The organism is Streptomyces sp. NPDC059455 (assembly GCF_042750115.1).
In the GTDB taxonomy this organism is placed as follows: Bacteria; Actinomycetota; Actinomycetes; order Streptomycetales; family Streptomycetaceae; genus Streptomyces; species Streptomyces endocoffeicus.
This window is the reverse complement of sequence record NZ_JBHYVB010000017.1, coordinates 42853-61696: the sequence shown is the minus strand read 5'-3', so window position 1 is coordinate 61696 and position 18844 is coordinate 42853. Positions and strand designations below refer to the sequence as shown.

Sequence of the window (18844 nt, the reverse complement as noted above, 5' to 3'; positions counted from 1 at the left end):
TTCTTCTTCTTTTTTTCCCCCCTCCCCCCCCCCCTCTTTTTTTTTTTCAACCACCTCTCTCTCCCCCTCTCTTTTTTTTTTTTTTCCTTCCCCCCCCCACCCCGCCCTCCGACGTTTCCCGGGCCGAGAGGCTTCTCAGGACGAGAAGAGCATGTGCCCGAAGCCGCGCTTGTGATGGCCGTGGTGGCCGCCGTGGTGCCCGTGCTGCGGGGCGCCCCACGCGGGTGCGGCCGGGTAGGCCTGCGGCGCACCGGGCGGTGGGGGCGGCGCCGCTTGCGTCCACTGCGACTCAAGGCGAGTCAGCGCCTCCAGCTCCCCATAGTCCAGAAAGATCCCCCGGCAGCCGCTGCACTGCTCTATCTGCACGCCATTGCGGTTGTACGTGTGCATCGGCGCATGGCACTTGGGACACTGCATGGTCCGCTCAACTCCTCATGCTTCTGACAGTGCGCGCCGGAACATGCGTCCGGACGCGTGGACTTCACCCTACGGCCTCATCCCGCGGCCTCCATGAAGTGGGCGATACGGACGGACGCCTCCACCATCGCCTCCTCGGCCTCGTCCAACGCCCGTCCGGCGGCAGCCGCCTTGGCGAGCGCGAGCGCGGCGGTCTGGACGGTGAGGGCGCGGGCGGGCACGTCCAGCCGCGGCCAGGGGTCGCGCTCCCCCGCGGCGGAGCCGCCCGCGGCCCGGTACGCCCCCAGGAACCGCTCCCAGTCCTCGGCGGCGAGCAGCCCGGCGGCGTACCAGGCGGCGGGGCGGGCGAGGTCCCAGGCCGGGTCGCCGAGGCCGAGGTCGTCGATGTCGATCAGCCGCCAGTCGGTGGCGCGGTGGCGGATGAGCTGGCCGAGGTGGAGATCGCCGTGGCAGAGCCGGTTGTCCTCGCTGCCGACGCCAGCGCCAACGCCGTTGCCTTCGCGTGGGTCCACGCGACCTCCGCGATCCCGATGATCCGGGCGGTCCACGCGATCCATACGGTTCGTACGATCCACGTGATCCATACGGCCCGTGCGATCCACGCCCCGCGCCCAGCCGGGCAGTCCGGCCCAGGCCCGCAGCACGGCCCGGGTGGCCACGCTGTCGGGGAGCGCCGCAGCCCGCAGCCGGGCGATGGCGCGGGCCGCCTTGACCGGGCCGCGCATCGCCGGGAGCGGGCCGGGCAGTTCGGCCACCGGCACGGCGTGCAGCCGGGCCAGCAGCCTCCCCGCCTCGCCCCAGGGGGCGGCGTCCGGCGCGTCGGGTGCCACGGGTTCGCCGTACGGCCAGAGGGTGACCTGCCGCCCGTCGGGCAGCGCTCCCATGCCGTCGACCGGCGGCAGCAGTATCTCCGCGCACCGGGGATGGGCCGCGACGCCGAGCCGGACGGCCAGCTCGGCCGGGTCCGTGCCGGGCGGATGCGCCTTGGCGACGACGGGGCCGCACCGGACGACGGTGCCGTCGGGCCGGTCGGCCAGGACGGTCACCTCGGCGGTGGCGTCGCGCTGGGCCCGGCGGAGGGCGGTGACGAGCTGCGCCGCGGTTCGGTTCACGGCTCCCCCCATGTCATCGGCTGCCCCGGGATCGTAGCTCCTGCCGGGCGAGGTGCCGGGGCTCCGGGCCTCTCTGGTGTCGGCCGATCACCCGGGCGCGGGCCGAACGTTCCCCCATCCGTAGCTGGGTTACAAACTTTGAACTCTGTAACCCATGCCTGGACCCCGCCTGCCCCTTGCCGCTGCACCGGGTCGCCCTGCCGATGATGGGCCTGCCCCTGATCGACGCCGCCGAGGTGGACGAGCTCGCCGCCGTCTGCGCGGAGCTGGGCCGCTATGCTTTCCTGCTCACCGTGGCGCCGCCGCGTATTCACGGGCTGACCGGGGTGCCCGTCAACCCGCTCGCGGTCTTCTGACGAGCCACTAGGAGGAACTGGCAGTGAGCGAGCAGTCGGTGCCCGCCGCCGGAGCCGGGAGTCACGCGGAGCGTTTCGTACGGAACGGCGAGCCCTGATGCGTTCCGGCCCCCTCGACGCCGAGACCATCCTGACGGCCACCGAGGACGTACTGCGCCGCCATGGACCGGCGAAGGCCACGGTGCTGGACGTGGCGCGGGCTCTGGGAGTCAGCCACGCCAGCGTCTACCGCCACTTCCCGTCCAAGGCGGCGCTGCGCGAAGCCGTCACCCGGCGCTGGCTGGGCCGGGCGCGCGACCCCCTCGCGGCGGTCGCGGCCGATACCGGGCAGGCCCCGCCCGAGCGGCTCCGTACCTGGTTCACCACGCTGTTCGCCGCCAAGCGGACCCTGTTGTCCGAGGACCCGGAGCTGTTCGCCACCTACCGGGTCCTGACGGCCGAGCACAGCAGCGCGGCCGCCGGCCATGTGACCGACCTGATCGAGCAGCTGCGCGTCATCATCGCCGACGGCGTCACCAGCGGGGACTTCACCTCCCCCGACCCCGCCGCGACGGCGCGAACCGTCTTCGCCGCCACCATGGCCTACCACCACCCGGCGCACGCCCCCGAATGGCAGGCCCGGGGGTCCGAGGCCGCCTTGCGGTCCATCTGCGCCCTGCTCATCGACGGCCTGCGCCCGCGCTGATGGCGGGTATACGACATCACCCCTGAAGGGCAAGGGTGCGGTCGCAGACCTGCCAGCCACCGCTTGATGGAACCTGCTGGGCTGATGGCGAACGCGCTGCCTTCACAGGACGGAACGCCATGCCGATCACTGCCACCACCGCTTTGGTCAACGGCCAACTTCCATCCCCTCGGTCCCCGCTGAAGGGCTGGCCGGCCGTGGTCTCGGTGATGCTGGGGATCTTCGCCATCGTCACCACCGAGATCCTGCCGATCGGTCTGCTGACCTCGATCGGATCCAGCTTCACCGTCTCGGACGGGATGGCGGGACTGATGATGACCATGCCCGGCTTCCTGGCGGCTGTCGCCGCCCCACTGGTCACCGCGGTCACCGCACGCTTCGACCGCCGACTGATGCTGTGCGCCTTCATGCTCCTGCTGGCACTGGCGAACTTCCTCGCCGCCGCGGCGCCCGACTACTGGCTCGTACTGACCTCTCGGATCATGGTGGGGATCACCATCGGCGGCTTCTGGTCGATCGGGGCGGGGTTGGCGGAACGACTGGTGCCGCCGGCCTCGGTCGGCAGGGCTACCGCTGTGATCTTCTCCGCCGTCCCGCTGGGATCCGTCCTCGGTGTGCCAACCGGCACCCTCATCGGAGATCTCGCCGGATGGCGAACGGCCTTCACCGTCATGGGAGCCCTGACGGTCGGTGTACTGGTCATGCTGCTCCTGCTCGTCCCGCCGCTTCCTCCGGTCCAGACCACACGGCTGAGCGTCCTGGGCTGCATGCTCCGCGGCGTCGACATCCGCTTCACGCTCTTGCTGACGTTCCTTGTTGTGCTGGCCCACTTCGGCACGTACACCTACGTGACACCGTTCCTGGAACAGGTCACCCACGCCGGCGGTGGTCTGATCACTGCGTTCTTGCTGCTCTACGGCGCCGCCGGCATCCTCGGCAACTTCCTGGGCGGCGCCTGGGTGGCCCGATACCCCCGGACCGTCTTCGGGCTCGCGGCCGGTCTGATCGCCGCGGCGACCCTCCTCCTTCCGGCGTTGGGCCGCTGGGCGGCGGGCGCGGTGATCCTGCTGATCGTGTGGGGCATCGCGTACGGCGCGGTGCCGGTCGCGTCGCAGACCTGGTTCTCCAAGGCGGCACCGCATGCCCCGGAAGCGGCATCGGTCCTGTTCACCGCCTCCTTCCAGGCAACGATCTCCCTGGGCGCGCTCGTAGGGGGAGTCGTCCTGGACCACAGCTCTCCGTCCGCGGTCATGCTGCTGGGCGGATGCACCGCGGTTCTCATGGTCCTGACCGTAGGCACGTTTCGCCCAACGGCTCACTGATCCGGACCGCACGGAGCAGTCCTGAACGCACAGAGACTCGCCGCCCCTTTTCTCGGAGTCCTCGCGTCGACTGGTCCCCCGCGCCACTGCCCTGGCCGACGCCGCAAGTCACCGGCACTCCCCATGGGCGTCGGCCGTCGCCGCGACTCCGCGGCGCCTGTTCATTCCGCGATGTCGGGAGCGCGGTTCCGATGGCTGGGAGCTGCAAGAGGGCCCCAGCGATCCGGACCGCTGGCTCGATACGGCATACCTCGACACCCGCCGCCTGCTGGTGCACCGGTCCTGTAGCGGCCTGCTCGCCGAGCTACCCGGCTACAGCTGGGACCCCAAGGCGACCGAGCGAGACGAAGACGCCCCGCTGAAGATCGATGACCACTCCGCCGACGCACTGCGCTACGTCATGCACAGCACTGCGCACGAGTGGCGGCACCTCACCTCAGGACAGAGCGTGGAGGGCCGATGCCTCTGCCTGAGAACGGTGCCCCGTGGCCGCCGCCGAGTTGGTCGAAGACGTACGCCGAGATGCGCATCGACGATGCGTGGCACAGCGGCGACCGGGACCGCCTCGCCCGCGTCTACGGCCACCATCCGTGCCCGTCCGAGCGTCGCCGCCTGTGGGGCCGCCGCAGCGTCGAGCACCGCGCCAGACGCCCCGAACACCGGCTGCACGTCCCCCTACCGGGCGACATCGCCCGAACCAGCCCCGACCTGCTGTTCGCCGACATACCCACGATCAAATTCCTCGGCGATGTGGTGGAGAAGCGGCGGATGTTGACGCCGGAGATGCGGACGCTGGCAGACGCGGTCAGCCTGCCGCTGTAACGCTCGTTGGCACTTCCCTCGGCAACCCGACGGAAGTGCCTATCGGCGAGCGAGCACTGGAAGCACTCGGCGGAGCGACGGGGGCCGTCATCGCCGACTACGCACAGATGTACTGGCTGATCGTGGCGAGGAGCGCCCAGTATTGGCGGCGTCTCCCGCATGTGCAGGCGCTCAGCGCGGACCCGACTTCCTACATCGGGGTTCCTCCCATCGGCCGTACCACCGGGCCGGTACTGCACTGGCGCGTCCCCCTCGGGCCCGACTGCTACCTCACCAACAGCTCCCTCCTGCGCGGAGCCCTGGCTCAGGCGGTGGCAGCCGAGTTCGGCCCTGACCGAGAGGTCGGCCAGTGACCGCTTCACGGCCCGGCCGCCGCTGAGACCGAGTGGCGCGCGGCCATCGAGCATGCCGCGGGTTGCCTGGCCTGCCGGACGTGATTTCCGCGCTGCTGGCGCCCACGGTCTATCTCTGATTCACGAGCGTTCCGACCCCATAGACCGGGTGGGCCGCTTAAGTTCCGGGCCCCCTTACCGGACGACGGCTCCAGCGGGCCATCCTCCCCGACACCCTGCGGTCGGCGCAGCCAGGCACGGCCACCGACCGCAGGGCGAGGACTCCGCCCCGCGATCAGTACGCCCCCGGGACGCGGGGGCGGGGGCGGGGCACCACCCCAGGCGACCGCAGGGCCAGGGTCGCACCCGTCTACTCATGAAGGCACACACATGAACACAGCCATCGTGGCCGGTATCCAGTCCGTTGAGCTGGAGATCACCGGCACCTGCCAACTCCGCTGTACCCACTGCTGCACCAGCAGCAGCCCGCAGGCACCCTCCGGGCACATGACCCGCGACGACTGGTCACACGTCATCGCGGACGTGGCCGAGCTGGGCATCCCCCTAGTCCAGTTCATCGGCGGCGAGCCGACCCTCTCGCCGCACCTGCCGCAGTTCATCGACGAAGCCATCAACGCCGGCCCCGACGTCGAGGTGTATTCGAACCTCACCCACGTACGGCCGTCCCTCTGGGACTCGTTCAGCCGTAAGGGCGTCTGCCTCGCCACGTCCTACTACAGCGACGACCGGGCCCAGCACGAGGAGATCACCCGCACGCGCGGAAGCCTCGACCGCACCAGGGCGAACATCGTCGAAGCGGTCCGCCGCGGTATCCCCATGCGTACCGGCATCGTCGAAGTGATCGAGGGGCAGCGCGTCGAGCAGGCCAAAGCGGAGCTGCACCGGCTCGGCATCAAGGAAATCCAGGTCGACCGCATGCGCAAGGTCGGACGCGCGGCCGAGCCGGACACGAGCACGCCGACCGCCGCCGAGCTGTGCGGGCACTGCTTCCGGCACCGCGTATCCGTCTCCCCCGACGGGGCCGTGTCCGGCTGCATCCTCAGTCGCTTCATGGTCGCCGGCAACGTCCGCGAACAGCGTCTCGCCGAGATCCTGCACAGCGACCGGTGGGGCGAGATGATTGCAGCCGTGCCCGAGCCGCGCGCCGGCGCCTGTACCCCGGACGAAAGGCGGCCCCCGTCGGCTATGGGACGCCCTCGATAAAGTCCGCGACTACTGGCTCAGCAACGGCGAGCTGCCGGTACGAGGGGCCCGCGTGGACATCATGCCCGATGGTCGTACGTTCCTCGGCCGCGGAAACTGGTCTGCCGAACTGAGCTGATCACGCACAAGCGCGAGGGGGTCCTTACGGCGGCGGTCCGCACTGGCCCCAAAAGGCGCGATGCCCGGACAGCTCCCCAGCTGTCCGGGCATTCGTGCCGTCCGCCGCACCCCCGTCCCCACGGGGTTATATGGCCGGAAGTCCCCGGCCCGGGCCGCTCTCCCGGGCCCGGGGCGCTCAGCGCCCCAGCATTCCGGCCACGGACGACGCTTGTGTGACGACGGCTTCCCAGCCGCCGAAGGTGATGGTCAGGAAGATGGCCATCGGCAGCACCATCGCCGCCGCGACCAGAGGATGGCGGGTGCCGGTCTGCGGGCCGCCGAACGCGTCCACCGCCGCGCTCACCGACCTGCGACGACGTGTTCCGATGAGCGTGCGTCCAGCCGTGTCCGCCATCGTCCCTCCTCCGTCACATCTGGGGGCGGCGAGCGTCTGACCTCGGGGGACGAGTGCTGCGCCCGCCGCTTGACGACAACATTAGGTGCGCGCCCCGGTCCTCGGCGTCATGCCTTCGTACCGATTGCCGGGCCTCCCGGAGGATGACCCCGGGAGGCGTCGACTACTCCCCTGGGTGGAGATGCGCCCTCACGCCTTGGGGTCTTCCCGGAGGGGACCGCGGAAGAGATCCCTCCGGAGGCCCTCCGGAGCCGGCGGAGGGTGCCCCTCCGAGCGCGGGCGAGCCCTACTCGCCCTCTCCCTCCTCGCTCCGCTCCACCGGCTGCTCGACCAGGGCCAGGACCCGGTTGCCCATGAAGCGGGCCGTCCGCACAACGGACCCATTACGGGTGACTTCGCTCACTTCCACCACCCCCCGCCGAACCGCCGTCTCGACCCTCCGGCCCGCCCTGGTGGCCACCACTTCATACGTCCGCGTCGTGTCCCCCGCGTCCACGACTATCTCCACACGATCACCCTTCACGGTCTCAATCCCCCTTCTGAGACGGCCTTTTGAGATCACGCAGCAGCGAGCCCGAGCGCGGATTGCCACGATTCCGGCCCACTTCTCCAGGATCCCAGGCACCACTGACAATCCGTCCGCCGACGCATGCGCGGCCTCTCAGCGCGAGGGGCCGTCAATCCGTAAGCTGTGCACGTCAGACGGACGGCAACGGAACCACAGCGGCGAACCGGCGGCAGTTCGACGGCAAACGGCAAGCAGACGGCAGCGGATGGGGCTCCCCACCAGGGGTTAGGGCCTGTCTGGAGTTGTGATCTGGATCAGGAAGCGGGGCGTGGTGCGTGCGATCGCAAGGCGCCGGAAGGCCCTCGTAGCGGAGCTACTAGGGCATTTCGGCAACGCCGCGAGCGTGCGTGCCACGCCCCGCGAGCCCAGATCACAACTCCAGACAGGCCCTCAGGGAAGGGGCCTCCCCACCGGAGGTAGGGGACGGACATGGCGATGATGCGGCTCCGGCGCGAGGACCCGCGTGTCGTCGGCTCCTTCCGCCTCCACCGGCGGCTCGGCGCGGGCGGCATGGGGGTGGTCTACCTCGGCTCCGACCGGCGCGGACAGCGGGTGGCCCTGAAGGTGATCCGTCCGGACCTCGCCGAGGACCGGGAGTTCCGGTCCCGGTTCGCCCGGGAGGTCTCCGCCGCCCGGCGGATCCGCGGCGGCTGTACGGCCCGGCTGGTCGCCGCCGACCTGGAGGCCGACCGCCCCTGGTTCGCCACCCAGTACGTACCGGGCCCCTCCCTCCACGACAAGGTGAACGAGGAGGGCCCGCTGCCCGCCGCCCAGGTCGCGTCGATCGGGTCGGCGCTGGCGGAGGGGCTGTTGGCGGTCCATGAGGCCGGGGTCGTCCACCGCGACCTCAAGCCCTCCAACATCCTGCTCTCCCCCAAGGGCCCGCGCATCATCGACTTCGGCATCGCCTGGGCGACCGGGGCCAGCACCCTCACCCACGTGGGCACGGCGGTCGGCTCGCCCGGCTTCCTCGCGCCCGAGCAGGTGCGGGGCGCCGCGGTGACCCCGGCGACCGACGTCTTCGCGCTGGGCGCCACGCTCGCGTACGCCTCGACGGCGGACTCTCCGTTCGGGCACGGCAGTTCCGAGGTGATGCTGTACCGGGTGGTCCATGAGGAGCCGCAGCTGCTGGGCGTCCCCGACGCCCTGGCGCCGCTGCTCCACGCCTGTCTGGCCAAGGACCCGGAGGACCGGCCGAGCACCCTGCAACTGTCGCTGCGGCTGAAGGAGATCGCCGCGCGCGAGGCGCACGGCCACGGCTCCGGTGCCGGTGCCGGTGCCGGTGCCGGTGCCGGTGCCGGTGCCGGTGCCGGGGGCTACGGCGGCGGGCCGGGCCGTCCCCCGGCGCGGCGCCCCGAGGCGTACGCCGACCAGCACACGGAGCGGCGCTCCGGCGGTACGCCCGCGCCGCGGAGCGGGCCCCCGTCCCAGCGGCCGGGAGCCAGTACGGGCGGGAGCTCGGGACGGCCCTCGGGGCGGAACACGCCCGCGCGCCCGGCGCAGCGCCGGGGTGGCCCGAGGCCACCCGCGCGTACGGGGCGCCCGGCCCAGACCGTGCGCACCTCGCCGAACGGACGCCGCCCCAGCGGGCCCAACCGCCGGCTGCTGCGGCAGCGGCTGACCGTGTTCGTCGTGGTGACGCTGTTGGTGGCGCTGGGGATCGCGGCGGCGCAGGGCTGCCAGGGCCCGGCGAACGGCCTGGGCGCGCCGTCGAAGCCGACGGGGTCGGGGGCGGTCTCGTCGGCGGCACCGGACTCGGTGGCGGCACCGGGCTCGGTGGCGGCACCGGGCTCGGTGGCGGCCGAGCCTGACGGCCGCTAGTTACGGAGTGTCCGACGGGGCTTGGCGCCTGCGGCGGGCTGTTCCCCTACCCGCCCCTTCCCACAACTGGGGCTCCGCCCCAGACCCCGCTCCTCAAACTCCCCCAGCTACCGCTGGGAGGTGCTCCCTGGAGGGGCTGGAAGGCGGGGCTCCGCCCCAGATCCGGGGGTCCGGGGAGGGCAGCCCCTCCACACGGCGCAGCCGCACACCGATGCCGCGGGGAGGGACGGGGCGGGGAGGGGAAAGCGCCGAGATGCGGCTCCACCGCGTGCGGGACTCCGCCGGGTGCGGGGCCTCGCCACGCGCGGGACTCCGCCGGGTGCGGGGCCTCGCCACGCGCGGGACTCCGCCGGGTGCGGGACTCCACCACGAGCGGGACTCCACCACGAGCGGGACTCCACCACGAGCGGGACTCCACCACGAGCGGGACTCCACCACGAGCGGGGCCTCGCCACGCGCGGGACCTCGCCCCAGGCCCCGGGGGCCAGGGGTGAAGCCCCTGCCATGCGCCGGACACCCCGTAGCGGTCAGGGTCCCGGTCTGCCCGAGGTGACCGCGTAGAAGGCGACCGCCGCCGCCGCGCCCACGTTGAGGGAGTCCACGCCGTGGGCCATGGGGATCCGGACCCACTCGTCCGCGGCCATCAGCGCCTGGGTGGAGAGCCCTTCGCCCTCCGCGCCCAGCATCAGCGCGACCCGTTCCAGGCGGTGCGGGGCCGCGTCGTCGATGGTGGTGGCCTTCTCGTCGGGGGTCAGCGCGAGGATCTTGAAGCCCGCCTCCCGGACCGCCTCCAGCCCGCGCGGCCAGCTCTCCAGGCGGGCATACGGCACGGAGAAGACGGCGCCCATGGAGACCTTGACCGAGCGCCGGTAGAGGGGGTCGGCGCAGTCCGGGGAGAGGAGCACGGCGTCCATGCCGAGTGCCGCCGCGCTGCGGAAGATGGCGCCGGTGTTGGTGTGGTCGTTGACGGACTCCATGATGGCGACGCGCCGCGCGCCCGCCAGGATCGTCTCCGCGTCCGGCAGCGGCTTGCGCTGCATGGAGGCGAGGGCGCCGCGGTGGACGTGGTAGCCCGTCACGCGTTCGGCCAGTTCGGGGCTGACGGCGTAGACGGGGGCGGGGACGTCCTCGATCACGTCCCGCATCACATCGACCCACTTGGACGACAGCAGCATCGAGCGCATCTCGTAACCGGCGACCCGGGCGCGCCGGATCACCTTCTCGCCCTCGGCGATGAACAGGCCCTCGGCCGGCTCTCGCTTGCGTCGTAGCTCCACATCGGTCAGACCCGTGTAGTCGCTCAGCCGCGGGTCGTCCGGATCATCGACGGTGATGAGATCAGCCACTTAAGTGATACTGCCTTGTCCTGGATGCGGTGCCAATGAGCCCGACGTGAATAAGTTACCGGCGGTTACGTCCGATGACGTACGTCCGGTGACATCACCGGTGGTCACGGGACGAGAGGGCGACGACCTCACCGATCACCACGACCGCCGGGGGCCGTACGCCCTCGGCCGCGACCTTCTCCCCGACGGTGGCGAGGGTCGCGTCCACCCGGCGCTGGGCCGCGGTCGTGCCCTCCTGGACCACGGCGACGGGGGTGTCGGCGGCGCGGCCGTGGGCGACGAGGGCCGCGGCGATGGCGCCGATCTTCTCGACGGCCATGAGCAGCACCAGCGTGCCGCGCAGCCTCGCCAGCGCCGCCCAGTCCACCAGGGAGCTGGGGTCGTCGGGGGCGACATGGCCGCTGACCACCGTGAACTCATGCGCGACGCCCCGGTGGGTCACCGGGATCCCGGCCGCACCCGGGACGCTGATGGAGCTGGAGATGCCGGGCACGACGGTGCACGGGATCCCGGCCTCGGCGAGCGCCTCCGCCTCCTCCATGCCGCGCCCGAAGACGAAGGGGTCACCGCCCTTGAGGCGGACCACCGACTTGCCCGCCTTGGCGTGCTCGATCAGCGCGTTGTTGATCGCCTCCTGGGCCATGAAGCGGCCGTACGGGATCTTCGCCGCGTCGATCACCTCGACATGCGGCGGCAGTTCATCGAGCAGATCGCGCGGGCCGAGGCGGTCGGCCACCACCACGTCCGCCTCGGCGAGCAGGCGGCGGCCGCGCACGGTGATCAGGTCCGGATCGCCGGGCCCGCCGCCCACCAGCGCCACATGGGGACCGCGGGTGCGGTGGCGGGGCGCGCCGAGCGTGCCGTCGCGCAGCCCCTCCACCACGGCGTCCCGTACGGCGGCGGAGCGGCGCGGGTCCTGTCCGGTGAGGACGGCGACGGTGACGCCCTCGCTGCGTCCGGTGGCCGGGGTCCAGGCGGAGGCGGCCTCGGCGTCGTCGCTGCGCACGCACCAGACGCGGCGCGCCTCGGCCTCGGCGGACGCGGCGGCGTTGGCCTCCGGGTCGTCGGTGGTGACCAGGACGTACCAGGCGCCCTCGAAGTCGCCCTCCTGGTAGCGGCGGCGCTCCCAGCGCACCTCCCCCGCCTCGGCCATGGCCTCGACGGAGGCCGTGGCGGACGGCGAGATCAGCAGGATGTCCGCACCGGCCGCTATCAGCGCGGGCAGCCGGCGCTGGGCGACCTGACCCGCCCCGAGGACGACGACACGCCGCCCGGAAAGGCGCAGCCCGACCGGGTATGCGAAGTTTTCGGACATGGCGGTGCGGCTCTCCTCATGCGAAGCAACGGCCGCTGCGGCGCTGGAGCGGCTGATCGACTGTGGGGCGGGGCCCCCGCCGACACCCTACGCGGCGGGGGCACGCATCAGTTCTTCTCCGTGACCCCTGCGGAGTCGAACGTGGCCACCTCGTGCATCGCCCGTGCGGCGCTCTGCACCACCGGGAGGGCGAGCAGCGCCCCGGTGCCCTCGCCGAGCCGCAGATCCAGGTCGACCAGGGGGCGCAGACCCAGCTTGTTCAGGGCCGCCACATGGCCCGGCTCGGCACTGCGGTGGCCCGCGATGCAGGCCGCCAGCACCTCGGGCGCGATGGCGCGGGCGACCAGCGCGGCGGCGCCCGCGCTCACCCCGTCCAGGATCACGGGCGTGCGCAGCGAGGCGCCGCCCAGCAGCAGCCCGGCGATCGCGGCGTGCTCCAGGCCGCCGATCGCCGACAGGACGCCGATGGGGTCGGCCGGATCGGGCTGGTGCAGCTCGAGCCCGCGCCGTACGACATCGATCTTGCGCGCGTGCATCTCGTCGTTGATGCCCGTGCCGCGCCCGGTCACCTCGGCCGGGTCGGCGCCGGTGTAGACGGAGACCAGGGCGGCCGACACGGTGGTGTTGGCGATCCCCATCTCCCCGGTGAGCAGCGCCTTGTTCCCGGCGGCCACCAGATCGCGGGCGGTCTCGATGCCCACCTCGATGGCGCGCAGCACCTCCGCGCGAGTGAGCGCGGGGCCCACGGTGAAGTCTCCGGTGCCCGCCCGCACCTTGCGCGGCAGCAGCCCGGGGGTGCTGGGCAGATCGCTCGCCACCCCGACGTCCACGATGCACACCTCGGCGCCCACCTGGCCGGCGAAGGCGTTGCAGACCGCGCCGCCGCCCAGGAAGTTGGCCACCATCTGGCTGGTGACCTCCTGCGGCCAGGCGGTGACGCCCTGGGCGTGCACCCCGTGGTCGCCCGCGAAGATCGCGACGGCCGCGGGCTCCGGGATCGGCGGCGGGCACTGCCGGGACAGCCCGCTCAGCTGGGCGGAGATGATCTCCAGCATGCCGAGCGCGCCGGACGGCTTGGTCATCCGCTTCTGCCGCTCCCACGCCTCACCGAGCGCCTTGGCGTCCAGCGGGCGGATGCCCCGCAGGGTCTCCTGGAGCAGATTGTGCGGGTCCCCGCCGGGCAGGGTGCGGCGGCCGTACGCCTCCTCGTGGACGACCCAGGACAGCGGGCGGCGCTTGGACCACCCGGCCTTCATCAGCTCCGGCTCCTCCGGGAACTCGTCGACGTATCCGACGCACAGATACGCCACGACCTCCAGATGCTCGGGCAGCCCGAGCTCCCGGACCATCTCGCGCTCGTCGAAGAAGCTGACCCAGCCGACGCCGAGGCCCTCGGCGCGGGCGGCGAGCCAGAGGTTCTCCACCGCGAGCGCGGAGGAGTACGGCGCCATCTGCGGCTGGGTGTGCCGGCCGAGGGTGTGGCGGCCGCCGCGGGTGGGGTCGGCGGTGACGACGATATTGACCGGGGTCTCGAGGATGGCCTCGATCTTCAGTTCCTTGAACTGCTTGGCCCGGCCCTTGGGGAGGGACTTGGCGTACGCGTCCCGCTGGCGGACGGCCAGCTCGTGCATGGCCCGCCGGGTCTCCTCCGAGCGGATCACGACGAAGTCCCACGGCTGGGAGTGCCCCACGCTGGGCGCGGTGTGCGCGGCCTCGAGGACGCGCAGCAGCACTTCGTGCGGGATGGGGTCGGGCCGGAAGCCGTTACGGATGTCCCGGCGCTCGCGCATCACGCGGTGGACGGCGGCGCGCTCGGCCTCGTCGTACCCCTCGGCGCGGGGGCCGATGGGGATGGGGACCGCCTCGGGCTCGGGGTCCGGCTCCGGCTCCGGCTCGGATTCCGACTTGGGGTCCGGCTCCGCTGCGGATTCGGGGGCCGTCTCGGGGGTGGCGTCCTCGGGGGCCGTCTCTGGGTCCGATTCGGGCTCGGGGGCGACGGCCTCGGCGGCGGCTTCGGAGTCAGCGGCTTCGGGGGCGCCGGCGTCGGGCTCCGTGGCTTCGGGCTCGGCGGCTTCCGCGTCCGTGGTCTCCGGTTCGGCGGTCTCGGCCTCGGGCTCGGTGGGTTCCATCGCGCTGGCCTCCGGCTCGTCGGCTTCCGGGGTACCAGCTTCCGACCCGGTGGTGTCCTGCTCGGTGGCCTGGGGCTCGGGCTCGGTGGCTTCGGCTTCGGGGGCCGTTTCGGGGGCCGCGGCCTCGGGAACGGCGGGCTGGTCCTCCGCCCCTGCTTCATCCATGGGCTCGGCGGCCTCCATACCGGTCTCCGGCGCTGCCTCGGCGACCGCTTCCGCCTCCGGCTCGGCGGGCGTCGCCTCGGCCTCGGCCGTCTCGGGCGCCTCCGCCTCGGGCGCTTCGCTCGCGGCGGCCTCGGTGTCCGGCGTGTCCGGGGCGTCCGCCGCTTCGGCCTCGGGAGCCTGCTCCTCCGGTGACGGCTCCTCAGCCATGGACTCGGCCACTGTCTCGGGGGTCTCCGTCTCAGCAGCGATCGACTCGGGCTCCGGCTCGGCCGCCGCCTGCTCAGGCGCCTGGGCCGCCGCCTGCTCCTCGGCGGGCTCCTCCGGCGTCGCGGCCTCGACCGCCGGTGCGGCCTCAGCCTCATCCGTCGCCTCAGCCTGCGGCTCGGCGGGCGCCTCCTGCTGGGGCTCCTCGGCGGCGGCCGATTCCCCGGCGTCGGACACCTCGGGCTGAGGCGTCTCGTCGGCCACTATCGAGTGACCCGGGTCCACGGCGGGCTGCTCCACCGTTTCGGCGGGCTGCTCCGGGAGTTGCTGAGCGGCCTCATCGGCGGGGCCCTCGGCGGCGGGAGCGGGCGGTACCTCGATCGCGATCGGCTCATGGGCCAGCTGCGCCGGGATCTCCGGCGCGGCCTCCGCGACCGGAGCCGGGACGGGCTGGGCCTCGGACAGTTCGGTGACGGGCTCGCTCTGGGCCTGGGCCGGGATGTCGACGACCTGCTCCTCGGCCACGGCCGCCTGCGGGGCGGGCTCCACGACGGGCGCCCCGGCCTGGGCCGGGATGGTCGCACCCGTCTGGTGCGGGTCCACAGCGGCCAGGTCCACGGCGGGCGGATCCACATACGCCTGGTCCATCGGGACCGGCTGCGCCTCCGGCGCAAACGCCTCGGGCTGGGCGAACTGTTCGGGAGCGGGCTCCGCTTCGGGCACCTCCGCGACCTGGGGCTCCTCGGCCGGAACGCCCGTCTCCACGGGAACGGCCTGCTGCATCGGCGGCGTGGAGTCCCACGCGTCCCCCGGCGGCGGGGCGTCGACGAGCTGTGAGAGGTCCGCGAGCTGGGGCCCGGGGAGCTGGCCCGAGTCGTCGGGCTGCGGGGTGAAGTACTGCGGCCCGGCGGCGTACTGGGGCGCGGTGGAGTAGTCCGCCGCCAGCGGCTGCTCGGGCATCACGGGCTGTGGCTCGGGCATCACGGGCTGCGGCTCGGGCATGACCGGCTGCGGCTCGGGAACGACGAACAGCTCAGGCGCGGCGAACGGCTGCTCAGGCATGACGAACTGCTCGGGCCCGGCGAACCCCTCAGGCCCGGCGAACCCCTCAGGCCCGGCGAACTGCTGCTCGGTCATCCCGCCCTGCTCGGGCACCGGGACGCCCTGCTGCGCCCCCGCCCCGTACTCCGGCTGCGGCTCGGGCAGCACCTCGGGCTGGGACGCGACCTGGTGCGGCACCTGCGGCTGCGGCTCGGGCCCGCCCTGCGGTTCCAGGGCCTCCGGGAAGGCCTGCTGCTCGGGCGGGACCTGCTGCTCGGGCGCCGACTGCGGCTGGGGCTCCGGATGGCGTGCGGGCGCGGCGTGCCGACCCGCCGCCGGGCCCCGGTCGGCGAGCGAACGCACCACGCCGTTGGAGGTGTCGGGCACCGGCGGGCCCATGTGGAGCGGCCGCCGGGCGGGGGCGGTGGGCGCCGCGTACGCGGCCGGGGCGGGGGCCTGCTGCGGTACGGGCTGCTCCACCACGGGCTGTGGCTCGGGCATCTGGGTCTCGGCGTACGCGGCGGGGTCGAGCACGCCCGCCTCGTACGCCCCGGTCTGGTACTGGGCCTGCTGCTCGCTCCAGGCGCCCTGGGCGCCCGGCATCAGCAGCAGGTCGTCCTCCTCGCCCACGTGTTCGGAGCCGTCGAGGAAGGTGTAGGCGGTGCCGGGAGGGACACCGGGCTGCGGCTGTTCGATGTAACCGGCGTCGGCAGGCGGGGCATGGACATCCGCCGGGTGCGGGTGTCCGAGTCGTCCGCCTGCGTTCTCCGGCAGTCCCTCGCCCGGGACCTGGCCGGTGTCGGTCATGCGTACCCCTCGCCCATCGCTAGTGCTCCTTCCAACCGCCTACCGCCGAGAGCAAGCCCCCTGAGCAAGAACGAGCATGCGCCGTGCGCGGCACGTAGACACGCCCGAGGCTTGCCTACCGCGGCCCCACCAAGGGAGGGGCACATTCCGGCCTTTGGCCAATAAAGCACCGAACGCCGGGCAGCGGTGAAGGCAGTACAACGATCCGCCAGCCTACCCCGGGCGGTGCGCCGAGCAGGTCACCGGGGCGAAGGTCGGGGCGAACGTCACAAGGACAAAATCACTGGTGCGGACGGTGGCCGCACAGCATGAAGGCGACCGCGCGCTCCCGTTCGGTCCAGCCCCGCGTGTCCAGTTCGACGGACTGCGACAGCACGCATTCGACGGCGTAGCCGCCGTCCTCCAGCGCCGCGCCGATGGCCTCCGCCTCGTCCCGGGTCGCGGCCTGCGTGACGATGCGCTCGGGGCGGCGCGCGGCGCACGCGGCGACCACGGGCGCGCCCCCGCCGCCGATCCGCACCACATCGGGCTCCGGCAGATCCTCCAGCACCTCGGGGGCGACGCCCTGGACCACTTGGAGCTGTACGGCGAAGCGGCGGGCCAGGGTGGCGGTGCGCTCGCAGGCGTCCGGGTCGCGGTCGACGGCGATGACGGCGGCGCCGAACCCGGCGGTCTCGACGGCCGCCGCGCCGCTGCCCGCTCCGATGTCCCAGACCAGGTCGCCCAGGCGGGGGCCGACGCGGGCGAGTTGGAGGGCGCGCAGCTGCGGGGACTCGCTCTCGCTCAGCGCGGTCCCGTACGCGGCGCCGGGCAGCGCCCAGCCGCGGACGGCGCCCGGGTAGCCGGGGTCGCGTCCGGCGATCCAGCCGCCGGCCTGGAGCGCGCCGCGGGCGGCACCGGCCGACGAACCGCCGCGGACGGGCGCTATGCCGGAGCCGCCGATGACGATGACGACGTTGGGGTCGCGCCAGGCGTGGTCGGCGGCCTTGTCGGAGGTCAGCACGGTGACCTGCTCGCGTTCGGTGCCCAGGGCCTCGCAGATGACGAAGGTGCGGTGCACCGGGCCGAGCAGCAGCGCGAGTTCGGCGGGCCCCGCGCCGGGCGAGGTGAGGACGGCGACCTTGGTGTGGGCGCGGCAGACGTTGACCGCGCGGCGCAGATCGCGGCTGTGGGCGACGACGACCTGGGCGTCGTCCCAGGGCATCCCGGCCCGCGCGAAGGCGGTGGCGACGGAGGAGACGGCGGGGACGACCTCGACCTCGAGCCCGTGCTCGGGGGCGCGCAGGGCGCGGACGACGCCGAAGAAGCCGGGGTCGCCGTCGGCCAGGACCACGGCGGAGCCGCGGTGCTGGGCGATCCTTCGGGCCGCGAGGTCCACGCTGCCGAGCCGGATCCGCTCGGCGCCGGGCGGGGCTTCGGGCAGCGCCAGGTGATGGGCGGCGCCGGCCACGAGGGTGGCCGCGCCGAGGGCGGAGCGGGCCGCGTCCGTGAGCGGGGTGCCGTCCCAACCGATCACCGTGACGCGGTCGGCCATCGTCCTTGTTCTCCCCTATGTGTGGCGGGTCGGGTCTGTCGGGTGCGTCGCGGTGGGGTGCGGGTGCGTCGCGGTGCCCGCGAGGGTCCACGGGCGGGTCGCGGCCGGTGCGCCGCGGATGCGCGGGTCGCGGCCCCGGACGCCGCCGAGGCGCGGGTGCTCGGCGCGCACAGAGAGTACCCCGGCTGGTCCGGACCGCTGGAGCGGGGGCGGGCGCTGGGGTGGTGCGCCGAGGGCGCGGACGGCGCGAATGCGCCGGATGTCCGCCCCGGCCGGGGTGCGGTGGGGGTGTCAGCCCCGGCCGGATCAGCCCCAGTCGGAGTAGCTGGGATAGACGCCGAAGCCGTCGGGCCCGGAGAGCTGGCCGGGGGCGCCGTCGAGGTCCTCGGCGAGCAGGCTCCAGACGATGAGGTCGGTCCGCAGATCGGTCCAGCCGCCGTCCTCCGTCTGGGTGCGGGCTATCCAGGCGTGGCGCAATACGCCCTCGCTGATGCAGCCGACCTTCTGGGCGACCTGCTGGGCGGCGGTGTTGCCGGCGGCGGTGCGCAGCTCCAGGCGCTCGAACTTCTGGTCCTGGAACAGCCAGCGGGCCACGGCCAGCACCGCCTCCGAGGCATAGCCCTCACCGCGCGCCCAGTGGGCGACGATATAGCTGGCCTCGGTGGCCAGCAGCCGCCAGTCGGTATTGCGCAGATGCACGATGCCGACGAGCCGCTGGGTGAGGAATTCGGCGACCGCGAAGACGATTCCGCGGCCGGTGGTCCGTTCCGCCGGGGCGAGCCGCAGCGCCTGGTCGCGGGCGTCGCCGAGGTTGTACGGATAGGGCGCCCGGGTCCAGGCGATGACGCTTTCGTCGTTCATCATGTCCGCGAGCGCGGGTATGTCCGCTTCCTCGAACGGGCGCAGCACCAGCCGTTCCGTACTGATGGAGATGTCCGGGAAGGTGGATGTCATGCGCCGCTCCGTAACCGGGGATCGTTGTCTGGGCCGTGGAAAGGCCCAGCATGCAGCATCACGCAGGGGAAATGCAGCACGGGGGGTGAATCGGAAGGCTCCGCATCCGGTGGTAGGTCCGGATGGGGGGGCACGGGGCTACGCCCGGGGGGGGGGAAAGTTGGCGGATTAGTGGG

General features: G+C 73.0%; 16 protein-coding genes. 7 read left to right on the top strand and 9 right to left on the bottom strand.

Going from position 1 to position 18844, the window contains the following annotated elements:
- Positions 1-135: 135 nt before the first annotated feature.
- Both ACFXB5_RS08725 and ACFXB5_RS08720 read right to left on the bottom strand, forming a co-directional pair.
- Positions 136-417 (bottom strand): zf-TFIIB domain-containing protein, encoded by a 282-nt coding sequence (locus tag ACFXB5_RS08725; protein WP_086881294.1) that lies wholly within the window; start codon positions 415-417, stop codon positions 136-138.
- A 77-nt stretch (positions 418-494) separates the two neighbouring features.
- The gene (locus ACFXB5_RS08720; RefSeq protein WP_385204192.1) at positions 495-1529 is read right to left on the bottom strand and encodes a phosphotransferase family protein; all 1035 of its coding nucleotides are present in this window, start codon (positions 1527-1529) and stop codon (positions 495-497) included.
- Positions 1530-1705: 176 nt separating this feature from the next.
- On the opposite strand from ACFXB5_RS08720, the gene ACFXB5_RS08715 reads away from it, so the two are divergent.
- The 6 genes from ACFXB5_RS08715 (at position 1706) to ACFXB5_RS08690 (ending at position 6270) form a co-directional block, all read left to right on the top strand.
- Entirely contained in the window at positions 1706-1885 is a 180-nt protein-coding gene (locus ACFXB5_RS08715) for a hypothetical protein (RefSeq protein WP_385204189.1), read from the top strand.
- Positions 1886-1982: 97 nt separating this feature from the next.
- Positions 1983-2570, top strand: coding sequence for a TetR family transcriptional regulator (locus ACFXB5_RS08710; RefSeq protein WP_385204186.1), 588 nt, complete (start codon positions 1983-1985; stop codon positions 2568-2570).
- A gap of 119 nt (positions 2571-2689) precedes the next feature.
- Positions 2690-3892: an MFS transporter gene (locus ACFXB5_RS08705; protein ID WP_385204183.1), complete on the top strand. Its 1203-nt coding sequence runs from the start codon at positions 2690-2692 to the stop codon at positions 3890-3892.
- Between the two features lie 459 nt (positions 3893-4351).
- A complete protein-coding gene (locus tag ACFXB5_RS08700; RefSeq protein WP_385204180.1) occupies positions 4352-4714 on the top strand; it encodes a hypothetical protein in 363 nt (120 codons plus the stop codon).
- Between the two features lie 35 nt (positions 4715-4749).
- Entirely contained in the window at positions 4750-5067 is a 318-nt protein-coding gene (locus ACFXB5_RS08695; RefSeq protein ID WP_385204177.1) for a hypothetical protein, read from the top strand.
- Between the two features lie 369 nt (positions 5068-5436).
- Complete coding sequence (locus ACFXB5_RS08690) at positions 5437-6270, top strand: radical SAM protein (RefSeq protein WP_385204175.1); 834 nt, start codon at positions 5437-5439, stop codon at positions 6268-6270.
- Between the two features lie 295 nt (positions 6271-6565).
- Here the strand turns inward: ACFXB5_RS08690 and ACFXB5_RS08685 are convergent, their stop codons facing one another.
- Positions 6566-6784 carry a hypothetical protein gene (locus ACFXB5_RS08685; protein ID WP_385204172.1) on the bottom strand — a complete coding sequence of 73 codons (219 nt, stop codon included), beginning with the start codon at positions 6782-6784 and terminating at the stop codon, positions 6566-6568.
- A gap of 286 nt (positions 6785-7070) precedes the next feature.
- Positions 7071-7307, bottom strand: a complete 237-nt coding sequence (locus tag ACFXB5_RS08680; RefSeq protein WP_201854607.1) for a hypothetical protein — start codon at positions 7305-7307, stop codon at positions 7071-7073.
- Between the two features lie 474 nt (positions 7308-7781).
- Between ACFXB5_RS08680 and ACFXB5_RS08675 the strand changes: the two genes are divergently transcribed.
- Positions 7782-9173 carry a serine/threonine-protein kinase gene (locus ACFXB5_RS08675; RefSeq protein ID WP_385204169.1) on the top strand — a complete coding sequence of 464 codons (1392 nt, stop codon included), beginning with the start codon at positions 7782-7784 and terminating at the stop codon, positions 9171-9173.
- Between the two features lie 527 nt (positions 9174-9700).
- On the opposite strand, the gene ACFXB5_RS08670 is transcribed toward ACFXB5_RS08675, so the two are convergent.
- The 5 genes from ACFXB5_RS08670 to ACFXB5_RS08650 form a co-directional block, all read right to left on the bottom strand.
- Positions 9701-10519, bottom strand: coding sequence for a TrmH family RNA methyltransferase (locus tag ACFXB5_RS08670; RefSeq protein ID WP_385204166.1), 819 nt, complete (start codon positions 10517-10519; stop codon positions 9701-9703).
- Between the two features lie 94 nt (positions 10520-10613).
- On the bottom strand, positions 10614-11834 hold the full coding sequence (cobA, locus tag ACFXB5_RS08665; RefSeq protein WP_385204163.1) for a uroporphyrinogen-III C-methyltransferase: 1221 nt from the start codon (positions 11832-11834) through the stop codon (positions 10614-10616).
- Positions 11835-11941: 107 nt separating this feature from the next.
- Positions 11942-16180 carry a nicotinate-nucleotide--dimethylbenzimidazole phosphoribosyltransferase gene (cobT, locus tag ACFXB5_RS08660; protein ID WP_385204160.1) on the bottom strand — a complete coding sequence of 1413 codons (4239 nt, stop codon included), beginning with the start codon at positions 16178-16180 and terminating at the stop codon, positions 11942-11944.
- A gap of 280 nt (positions 16181-16460) precedes the next feature.
- Positions 16461-17714, bottom strand: coding sequence for a precorrin-6y C5,15-methyltransferase (decarboxylating) subunit CbiE (gene cbiE / locus ACFXB5_RS08655; RefSeq protein ID WP_385204157.1), 1254 nt, complete (start codon positions 17712-17714; stop codon positions 16461-16463).
- A gap of 306 nt (positions 17715-18020) precedes the next feature.
- Positions 18021-18668: a GNAT family N-acetyltransferase gene (locus ACFXB5_RS08650; protein ID WP_385204154.1), complete on the bottom strand. Its 648-nt coding sequence runs from the start codon at positions 18666-18668 to the stop codon at positions 18021-18023.
- Positions 18669-18844: the final 176 nt, after the last annotated feature.

Excerpts from the sequence above, each read along its gene's own strand:
- ACFXB5_RS08675 (WP_385204169.1), top strand. The coding sequence starts at position 7,782 with ATGGCGATGATGCGGCTCCGGCGCGAGGACCCGCGTGTCGTCGGCTCC.
- ACFXB5_RS08725 (WP_086881294.1), bottom strand. The coding sequence starts at position 417 with ATGCAGTGTCCCAAGTGCCATGCGCCGATGCACACGTACAACCGCAAT.
- ACFXB5_RS08705 (WP_385204183.1), top strand. The coding sequence starts at position 2,690 with ATGCCGATCACTGCCACCACCGCTTTGGTCAACGGCCAACTTCCATCC.
- ACFXB5_RS08685 (WP_385204172.1), bottom strand. The coding sequence starts at position 6,784 with ATGGCGGACACGGCTGGACGCACGCTCATCGGAACACGTCGTCGCAGG.
- cbiE (WP_385204157.1), bottom strand. The coding sequence starts at position 17,714 with ATGGCCGACCGCGTCACGGTGATCGGTTGGGACGGCACCCCGCTCACG.
- ACFXB5_RS08650 (WP_385204154.1), bottom strand. The coding sequence starts at position 18,668 with ATGACATCCACCTTCCCGGACATCTCCATCAGTACGGAACGGCTGGTG.
- cobT (WP_385204160.1), bottom strand. The coding sequence starts at position 16,180 with ATGACCGACACCGGCCAGGTCCCGGGCGAGGGACTGCCGGAGAACGCA.
- ACFXB5_RS08710 (WP_385204186.1), top strand. The coding sequence starts at position 1,983 with ATGCGTTCCGGCCCCCTCGACGCCGAGACCATCCTGACGGCCACCGAG.
- ACFXB5_RS08700 (WP_385204180.1), top strand. The coding sequence starts at position 4,352 with ATGCCTCTGCCTGAGAACGGTGCCCCGTGGCCGCCGCCGAGTTGGTCG.
- ACFXB5_RS08690 (WP_385204175.1), top strand. The coding sequence starts at position 5,437 with ATGAACACAGCCATCGTGGCCGGTATCCAGTCCGTTGAGCTGGAGATC.
- cobA (WP_385204163.1), bottom strand. The coding sequence starts at position 11,834 with ATGTCCGAAAACTTCGCATACCCGGTCGGGCTGCGCCTTTCCGGGCGG.